A 6,145-nucleotide genomic window follows, 5' to 3' on the forward strand; every position below is an offset into this window, starting at 1 on the left:
ATACATATTATATGTACGAAGGCATTTCATTTACACAAGATTCTTGACGCTACCATATTTTTTTTTAGGTGGATAAATGAAAGCAACAAAATAGCTGAGTACAGCACCCACAATTAAATATAGAATAATCCAAATCTTAGTGTCAGTTGCTTTTACTTGGCTAAACCAATTTTTCATGTTCTTAACTCCTTTTAACGAATAATATCGATTAAATCTTTCCGGCTAGCAGCATTAGCTGGCATTACGCCAAAAATTAACCCGACAGCGGTTGAGACACCAAAAGCTAGTAAGAAACCACCTAAACTAAAGCTAGCATGAAATGGCATGACGGGTAACGCACTGATACCTAACGCCAGTAAAACGCCTAAACCGTAGCCGATCAGCCCACCTAAAATAGTTAACGTGGCGCTTTCCAGTAAAAACTGCATTCGAATATCTTGCTGGCGCGCTCCCATCGCGCGGCGAATCCCAATTTCCATGGTTCGCTCGGCAACCGAAATGTACATCATATTCATCACACCAATACCGGCAATAAATAAGGAAGTCCCAGCAACTGCAGACACAAAATAAGTAATGGCGTTTAAAATTTTCCCAAAAACGTCTGCTTGTGTTGTGGGGTCGCTGCTTTGGTAATCACCTTGATTACGCATACTACCTTGTGTTTCTAAAATGCGGATGGCCTTTTTACTCAATTTACTAGCTTTCGTACCTTTAGTTAAAATTAAGGTCAGCACATCACCGCTGCGTTCGTTTTGTACGTACCGTTGGTGGACACGTTTAGGTAGCGTAATGTTAGCGGGCATCTCACTACTCATGGCATCAGAAAAATTTACACTATCAGTGACTCGACTACGAATTCCCACAATTTCATAAAGATGGTCGTCAACCTCAACACCATGATGCAATGCGTTGGTAGTACTACCAAATAAACTTTTAGCTAGACTAACATCAATCACTGCTACTTGATTACCGGTCTGGTTATCGCTAGGCATTAACCGTCGACCAGCGACCACCGGACTACTTTTGCCTTTAGTAAAGTGGACTAAGACACTTTTCGTTTTATTTTTTACCGGTAAATTAAGCTGTTTGTAATCTCCTTCTGAACTGCTCTGTTTAACTTTAGTTACGCCAGGAAGTTGCTCAATTAAACTGAGATCACGCTGACTAAAAGGATCACTGTTAGTGTTTGCCGTACCATCCGGTAAAAAGACAATTTGGGTTTCAATTTTGCCAGATTTATTGGCTGTAATGCTTTTAGTTACCCAGTTTGAAAAACCATCGCCAATCGCTAAAATAGTCACCACTGCTGCAATCCCGATAATAATTCCCAACATGGTTAAAATACTGCGGCGTTTGTTTTTTAAAATGGCACGTAACGCCGTGGTCCATATTTCAGTGAAGCGCACGAGGTGTCACCTCCTGATCAGCGATAATCGCACCGTCCAAAATTTTTATTAACCGTTCACCATACTGAGATACTTGGGAATCGTGAGTTACCAATACAATGGTGGTTTTTTCCTGTTGATTCAAATCACGGAAAATCTGCATAATTTCTGCAGAAGTTTGGCTATCTAAAGCACCGGTTGGTTCATCTGCAATGATGAATTTAGGCTGGTGGACTAAAGCCCGGGCAATCGCCACTCGTTGTTGTTGACCACCAGATAATTCATTGGGAATCTTTTGACTGCTATTGGGTAACCCCACCCGTTCCAAAGCTTTTTCAACGATTGGTTTTGCGGCACGTTTAGATAAGTCCCCATAAAGTAACGGTAATTCGACATTTTCTAATATTGTATTATTACCAATTAATTTAAAGTTTTGAAAAACAAAGCCGACGCTCTGGTTACGAATCCGGGATAAAGTCCGATCACTAGCTTGTTGGTAAGATTTACCATTAAATAAGTATTCCCCTTCAAATTGCCGGTCAATAAATCCGATTAAGTTAATTAAAGACGTTTTTCCAGCGCCTGAAGGCCCCATAATCGATAAAAATTCACCCCTGTCAATCGCTAAGTTAATGTGCTTCAAAACATGGAACCGTTGTGAGCCATTTTGATAGTATTTATTGACATTCTTTAACTCAATCAGCATTTAATGCCACCTTCTGTCCATCCTTAAGTTGGTGATCGGGATTCGCAATAATTTGAGTGTGCGGCTTCACACCACCCATTAATTGCCAATAACCAGCTACTTTTTTAACCACAACTTTACGCCGGTAAGCGCGGTGGTGGCGCACAACGTAAACATAATGGGAAGCGCCATGTTTAATTAAACTAGCAGCTGGTAAATGAATCGTATTTTGTGGTACACGGATCTGGACGTTAAATCCATTAGTCAATTGCGGTTTAATTTTGACTTTAAATTGATAAGTCGCCGCTTGGTTACCACCATCTTGTCCACTAGTTGCTGCTTTTTCAGCTTGTGGTGTCCGGGCGATGGCAACAATTTCACCAGAATAACGGGCTGTATTGCTAACGGGAAGCACCTTAACCGCCATCTGTTCTTTTAACTTAGCATAATCGTACTCTGTCACTTCACCATCAATGATCTGATCGTCGCTAATAATCCGCATATTAGGCATTCCAGTTTCAGTTTGACTGTCGTCTAAAGCAACTGTACCAGATATTTTAGCGGTGACTTGGGGATTCAATTTTTCTTGTAAACGATTGAGACTTTCCTGCGCTTGCCGCAAAGTTAATTGATCCGCCGCCAAAGTCTGTTTCGCCTGTTGCAATTGATCCGCTGCAACGCCATTGTCATCGTCACTTACACTCACGCTAGAAACAGTTGATTTTTGTTTTTGCAAACTCGCAATGGCTTGATGATCATTTTGAATGGCTAAATTCGTCTTATCAATAGTCTGATTAGCTTCATCGATTTGACTTTGAACTTGGTCATCGTGAAATGTCATTAATACGGTTCCTGGCTCAACGTGTTCGCCATCTTTCACTTTAACAGCTGTTAAAGTCCCAGTACTACTAACGCCAGTTTCTACGGAAACCGTATCTTTAGCTGCCACCTTGCCTTTAAGTAGCAACGCATTATCTGGTTTAACTCGATGTGTCTGGTAATGGCTTTCCTGCGTTGCTTTTTCCTTATTAGCCTTCACTAAACCTACTGCCACAATCACACCTAATAAAACCAATACAATGACAATTAACCAACCCCGCTTGGACACCTTTTTCTTCATCTCACCAATATCCTCCCTTTGACAACCTTCAACGCCTAATGCCCCTGAACAAGAAAATAACTCATATTGGTCATGTTCACACAAATTGTGAGCAAAAAACCAATATGAGTCTTTAGCAATAGAACTCTGAAACTATTATGATAACTAAAATTCCACTTTTATTTTACCGATAATAACTAGTAAAAACAATTAAAATTTTAAAATAAGTGATGAATTGAACTTACAAAATACGGCACACTAAGCCATTTCTTCCAATGTTTCAATGGCTAAATTAATTTTATCATTAGCTTTTTGGCCATTTTGCATTTGATCCCAAGATAAATCCAATTGAATAACAGTCTGCTGTTTAGTTTCGAGTTGTACAAAATAAGTTGGTCTTAGCCAAGGCATATACAGCGCAAACGTACCAGTCCATCTAGCAATGAACGGCATTGGCTGATGCCGAACGACAACTGATTTAATTGCCGTTAATGGCAATGCTTTGTATTGCAATTGATTAGGAAACAAGAGCGCCACTAATTTTGCGGAGTAATGTTGCAAATCTAAATAGTACAAGTACCCAGCACCTAATCGCCAAGCACCATAAAGCAGTTTCAGGTAGAGCGGATAATAAATGAAAAACATACTTATAAAAACCAATAAGCCAGCTCCCAAACCGAGCACAATCTGCTGACTGAATAATCCAACTAGCCAACCGCTAATTAAACTAACCAAAATACTATTGAACAATGGCTGATAAGTGACTCTGCGGCCAAATTCTATGAACATGCTGCTTAATCCCCACCTTTCTGATCTGCTTAATTGACTACTATTAAAGATACTGCAAAAGCCAATCAAAAAGGGACGTTAGTAATTAACGTCCCTTTTTGACAAATTAACGCGCTGTTTGCAAAATAACTTTACGCATCCGACTTTCTTTCCGGAAAGAAACCTCGCAACGGCTACCATCTTGCATGGTGACTAACCGCGATTTAACATCATAATTTTGAATCCGTGCCGGATTAATTAAAAAGCTTTTATGGCAGCGAAATAAATTGTGGTATTTAGTCTCTAATGCATTAAGGTTGCCAGGATATTCCACAATCCCTTGATCATGATGAACTTCAATTTTTCCCGGATGCCCTGGTATAGTGGCAACATACAATAAGCTTGTCATGGGAATTTCATAAATCCGTGAACCGATCTGATAGCTGAAGTGTTGTTCTGAGGTTAGTAAATGTGTTTGATACCGTCGTAGGGCTACCCCAATATCGTCGCGTAAATTTTTGGCTACGGCCTCCCGACCATTATCTTTTAAGACAAAATCTAATGGCTCAACTTTACGTTCAAAAGTCAAAAAGGCCATTTCCGAATGCGTCGTGACGAAAACAATTTCAGCAAAACCTAATTGCTCGCGGATCTCTGTTGCGACTTGTAAACCATCCTTTTTGGCAGCCTTTAGTTCAATATCCAAAAAGAACAAGCCCCGAAAGTCAGGATGTGCCGCTACTTCATTCAATAGTAATTATGGATCCGCCGTTGCCAGCTCAACTCGCATATCTAAGCCTTCAATAAACAAATAACTTTCAATAATTTGTTGGTAGGCTTCACGTTGCGCTTTATTGTCTTCTAAAATATAAACGTGTAACACAGAAACTTCACATCCTCACTAAATCAATCATTACCCGGTACTGTCCGGCAACAACTTTTACTTCAAGGGTCATATTGGGAATGGCGTCCACCATTTGTTTAACAGTGGTCAAGCCCATACCGTGGCCGCTACCTTTGCTAGTATAACCAGCATCAAATAGTTCATTAAGCGCAAGCGGCTGGTCTTCAGCAATTGTATTTTGAATGATCACTTCAATTTCAGCTTGATTATATTTAATGTAAGCAATTCGGATAACCCCATGATCTTGTCGGTACGTTGCTTCGATTGCATTATCCAATAAAATGCCTAATATCCGGACTAATTTGACCATATCAACTGGTACCGCAGTAATTGGATCACGCACTTCTAAAAATGTTGTAATGTTATATTTTCGTGCTGTAACTAGTTTTTGGTAAGTCAAACTTTGCAGTGCCGGAACTTTCAACGCTTCAAGCCCATCAAAACGCATGTTATCCGTTTTAATTTCCTTACCTGTTTGTAACACAATTTGGCGGTAATAAGCTTTCAAATCAGCTTGTTGTGACTGCTGAATATAACCATCCAAAGACAATAAAACATTTTGGTAGTCGTGTTTAAATTTGCGCAATTGTGCATAATTGTCTTCCAATTTGTCCGTATAATCCAATAAATTCTGGTAAGTCTGTTTCTCAGCCTGCTTCTTCAAAACCAGTTGATAACTGCGGATAAAATAGAACATCACGACAATAGTCGCAATGATAAAAAAGAACGTTACAATAATGATTAGCCATTGAAATGTCACTGCAATACTAAGTACATCCGCAACAAACTGGATAATTTGCAAAGATAGGAAAATAATTAAGGCAAAGTTGATAACAATTTTTAACAAACGAGGATCAGATAAATTATGCTGCTCAAAATAAATGACTTTTTCTTTAATTTGAAAATAGGCCAGAATAACAATAAGATATAAGAAAGGATTTATAACAATTGCTAATGTCCCCTGCGTCAATGGTAACTGCTTTGAAAGAATATTTGCAGTCAGTGTTGCTAAATTAGCCAATAACATGTCACAACACAGCACAAATATAAACGCTAATGTTTTAAGGCTAGCTAACTTGAACCGCCTAATTAACTGGTAAGATAGAAAAAAAGCTAAAAAAAACAATTGTATCAAGTCGCCAATATAAATACCAACAATGGCCATAAGTAGTGAAAAAACAGTATAAGCTAATTTACGGTATCTTTGCTGTACTAAAAAACTATAAAATAACAGCATTAAAATATTAGTAGGTAGCGTCAAGAATCTTGTGTAAATGAAATGCCTTCGTACATATAATATGTAT

8 protein-coding genes are annotated in these 6,145 nt (G+C 38.8%); all 8 read right to left on the reverse strand.

What is annotated here, in order from left to right:
- Nucleotides 1-30: 30 nt before the first annotated feature.
- Nucleotides 31-177: a hypothetical protein gene (locus FC24_RS11500; protein ID WP_157059107.1), complete on the reverse strand. Its 147-nt coding sequence runs from the start codon at nt 175-177 to the stop codon at nt 31-33.
- 14 nt (nt 178-191) lie between these two features.
- The gene (locus FC24_RS08160; protein ID WP_057874401.1) at nt 192-1,406 is read right to left on the reverse strand and encodes an ABC transporter permease; all 1,215 of its coding nucleotides are present in this window, start codon (nt 1,404-1,406) and stop codon (nt 192-194) included.
- A complete protein-coding gene (locus FC24_RS08165; RefSeq protein ID WP_057874406.1) occupies nt 1,393-2,088 on the reverse strand; it encodes an ABC transporter ATP-binding protein in 696 nt (231 codons plus the stop codon). Before FC24_RS08165 ends, FC24_RS08160 begins: the two co-directional genes overlap by 14 nt.
- Nucleotides 2,081-3,190 carry an efflux RND transporter periplasmic adaptor subunit gene (locus FC24_RS08170; RefSeq protein WP_057874402.1) on the reverse strand — a complete coding sequence of 370 codons (1,110 nt, stop codon included), beginning with the start codon at nt 3,188-3,190 and terminating at the stop codon, nt 2,081-2,083. The genes FC24_RS08165 and FC24_RS08170 overlap by 8 nt, the downstream gene beginning before the upstream one ends.
- 237 nt (nt 3,191-3,427) lie before the next feature.
- The gene (locus FC24_RS08175; RefSeq protein WP_057874403.1) at nt 3,428-3,958 is read right to left on the reverse strand and encodes a hypothetical protein; all 531 of its coding nucleotides are present in this window, start codon (nt 3,956-3,958) and stop codon (nt 3,428-3,430) included.
- Between the two features lie 106 nt (nt 3,959-4,064).
- Nucleotides 4,065-4,688: a LytR/AlgR family response regulator transcription factor gene (locus FC24_RS08180; protein ID WP_057874404.1), complete on the reverse strand. Its 624-nt coding sequence runs from the start codon at nt 4,686-4,688 to the stop codon at nt 4,065-4,067.
- Between the two features lie 6 nt (nt 4,689-4,694).
- Nucleotides 4,695-4,820 carry a response regulator gene (locus FC24_RS11900; RefSeq protein WP_268872302.1) on the reverse strand — a complete coding sequence of 42 codons (126 nt, stop codon included), beginning with the start codon at nt 4,818-4,820 and terminating at the stop codon, nt 4,695-4,697.
- A 7-nt stretch (nt 4,821-4,827) separates the two neighbouring features.
- Nucleotides 4,828-6,145, reverse strand: a 1,318-nt coding sequence (locus FC24_RS08185) for a sensor histidine kinase (protein WP_235807351.1), incomplete at its 5' end; no start/stop codon positions are given.

The sequence above is a fragment of the Loigolactobacillus rennini DSM 20253 genome (genome assembly GCF_001436505.1).
Lineage (GTDB): Bacteria > Bacillota > Bacilli > Lactobacillales > Lactobacillaceae > Loigolactobacillus > Loigolactobacillus rennini.

Coding starts and splice junctions, on each gene's coding strand:
- FC24_RS08175 (WP_057874403.1), bottom strand. CDS start 3,958: ATGTTCATAGAATTTGGCCGCAGAGTCACTTATCAGCCATTGTTCAAT.
- FC24_RS11500 (WP_157059107.1), bottom strand. CDS start 177: ATGAAAAATTGGTTTAGCCAAGTAAAAGCAACTGACACTAAGATTTGG.
- FC24_RS08170 (WP_057874402.1), bottom strand. CDS start 3,190: ATGAAGAAAAAGGTGTCCAAGCGGGGTTGGTTAATTGTCATTGTATTG.